Consider the following 2197-nt stretch of genomic DNA (forward strand, 5'->3'; position numbering starts at 1 on the left):
CCGCTCGCCGGCCTGAGCCCGGCCGAAGCGAAACAGGCCATCGGCGTGCTGGCCGGCCTGCGCGGCCGCTTCGGCATGCTGCTGATCGAACACGACATGGACGCGGTGTTCTCGATGGCCGACCGCATCTCGGTGCTGGTCTCGGGGGCCATCGTCGCGACCGGCACGCCAGCACAGATCCGCTGCGATGCCGTGGTGCGGCAAGCCTATCTGGGGGACGAATGACGACGGTTCCGCTGCTTGCCATCGAAGGCCTTTGCGCCGCCTATGGCGAGGCCCAGGTCCTGTTCGGCGTCGACCTGTCGGTGATGCCCGGCGAGGCAGTGAGCCTGATGGGCCGCAACGGCATGGGCAAGTCGACGACCATCAAGGCGGTGATGGGCATGCTGCCTGCAACGGCCGGCAGCATCCGCTTCGCGGGCGAGGCGCTGGCCGGACAGCGCATCTACCGGGTCGCGCAGCGCGGCATCGGCCTGGTGCCCGAGGGGCGCCAGATCTTTTCCACGCTGTCGGTGCGCGAAAACCTGGTCGCCACCGCGCGCGGCAACGGGCCGTGGAACGTCGACGCCGTGTACGCGCTGTTTCCGCGCCTGAGCGAGCGTGAGCACCACCTGGGCAGCCAGCTGTCCGGCGGCGAACAGCAGATGCTGGCCATCGGCCGCGCGCTGCTGACCAACCCGCGCCTGCTGATCCTGGACGAGGCCACCGAGGGCCTGGCGCCGCTGATTCGCGCCGAGATCTGGGCCACCGTGCGCCGGCTGCGCGAGGCGCAGCTGGCGATCCTGATCGTTGACAAGAACCTTCGCGCATTGAGCGAACTGTGCGACCGCCATGTCGTGCTCGAACGTGGTCGCACGGTGTGGCAGGGCAATTCGACCGATCTGCAGGCCGAGTTCGAAACCGTATCCAGCACCTTGAGCGTTTAAGGAGAAACAATGAAATTGATCCGACATTCGGCAACCGTCGGCGCACTGTGCGCCGCGTTGAGCGCCGGGCTGACCGGCGTGGCGCAGGCCGCGCCCGAGACCTACGTCTTCGATACGCAGCACACCTATCCCAACTTCGAGGTCGACCACATGGGCTTCTCGTTCCGACGTGGCTGGTTCGAGAAGACCACCGGCCGGGTGACGATCGACCGCGAGAAGGGGACCGGCGAGATGGCGATCGAGATCGATGCCGCATCGATCAACACCGGCCTGAAGCTGCGCGACGATTTCGTCCGTAGCGACAAGTTCGGCTTCCTCGATGTGGCCAAGCACCCGACGATCGTCTTCAAGTCGACCAAGTTCGACTTCACCGGCCCGCAGCTGAACCGCATCAGCGGCGAATTGACGATCAAGGGCGTGACGCGACCGGTCGATCTCGACGTGGCCTTCCTGCGCTGCGGCGAGCACCCGATGAGAAAGCTCGCCATGTGTGGTGGAGAGGCCCGCACACTGATCAACAAGAGCGATTTCGGCGAGTTCGGCGGCCGGCTGCTGGGTGAGCAGATTCGCCTGGGAATCGAATTCGAGGCTTACCGCCAATGAACGCGGCCGCGGTGCGCTACGACCCGGTCGCGATGTCGCTGCACTGGCTGCTGGCCACGGCGATCCTGGCCAGCGTGTGCAGCGGTTTGTATGCGTCGGGTCTGCCGTTCTCGCCGGCGCGGCTGCGCTGGGTCAACTGGCACAAGTGGCTGGGCATCGCCGTGCTCTTCGCTTCTGGATTGCGCCTGTTGTGGCGATTGAGGCAGCGCGCGCCCGACCTGCCTTCGGCCGTGCTCGGCCGCATGGCGGCATGGCAGCGCCTGGCCTACGCGTGGGTCCATCGCGTGATGTACCTGCTGTTCCTGGCCGTGCCGTTGACCGGCTGGGCCTACAGCTCGGCAGCCGGCTTCACCATCGTCTGGCTTGGCATGCTGCCGTTGCCCGACTGGGTGGCGGCCGACAAGGCACTGGCGCCGGTGCTGCGCACGGCCCACCAGGCCCTCGTCTACAGCTTGTGTGCACTGGTGGCGCTGCATGTGGCCGCTGTCATCAAGCACCAGTGGTTCGACCGCGATGGTCTGCTGCTGCGCATGCTGCCGCAAGGCCGGGTGCGGCCATGAACGGCGCGCGCATCCGTCACAGCGTGGCGGCCGACCCGAGATGCGCGCGGGTCAGTGGCGAGCCATGTCGCGTCAGTTCATGCGGCTTTGCACGTTCACGGCCGGCGC

3 protein-coding genes and 1 pseudogene are annotated in these 2197 nt (G+C 67.0%); all 4 read left to right on the forward strand.

Annotated elements, in window-relative coordinates:
- Window positions 1-225, forward strand: a pseudogene (locus VLK61_RS21275) (ABC transporter ATP-binding protein); the annotation flags it as partial.
- Window positions 222-926, forward strand: a complete 705-nt coding sequence (locus tag VLK61_RS21280; protein ID WP_325423679.1) for an ABC transporter ATP-binding protein — start codon at window positions 222-224, stop codon at window positions 924-926. The pseudogene VLK61_RS21275 and the gene VLK61_RS21280, both read left to right, overlap by 4 nt.
- A 9-nt stretch (window positions 927-935) precedes the next feature.
- Window positions 936-1529: a YceI family protein gene (locus VLK61_RS21285; RefSeq protein ID WP_325423681.1), complete on the forward strand. Its 594-nt coding sequence runs from the start codon at window positions 936-938 to the stop codon at window positions 1527-1529.
- The gene (locus VLK61_RS21290; protein WP_325423683.1) at window positions 1526-2089 is read left to right on the forward strand and encodes a cytochrome b; all 564 of its coding nucleotides are present in this window, start codon (window positions 1526-1528) and stop codon (window positions 2087-2089) included. The genes VLK61_RS21285 and VLK61_RS21290 overlap by 4 nt, the downstream gene beginning before the upstream one ends.
- The last annotated feature ends 108 nt before the right edge of the window (window positions 2090-2197 follow it).

This window comes from Aquabacterium sp., from assembly GCF_035476535.1.
GTDB lineage: Bacteria > Pseudomonadota > Gammaproteobacteria > Burkholderiales > Burkholderiaceae_C > Pseudaquabacterium.

Excerpts from the sequence above, each read along its gene's own strand:
- VLK61_RS21280 (WP_325423679.1), top strand. The coding sequence starts at position 222 with ATGACGACGGTTCCGCTGCTTGCCATCGAAGGCCTTTGCGCCGCCTAT.
- VLK61_RS21290 (WP_325423683.1), top strand. The coding sequence starts at position 1,526 with ATGAACGCGGCCGCGGTGCGCTACGACCCGGTCGCGATGTCGCTGCAC.
- VLK61_RS21285 (WP_325423681.1), top strand. The coding sequence starts at position 936 with ATGAAATTGATCCGACATTCGGCAACCGTCGGCGCACTGTGCGCCGCG.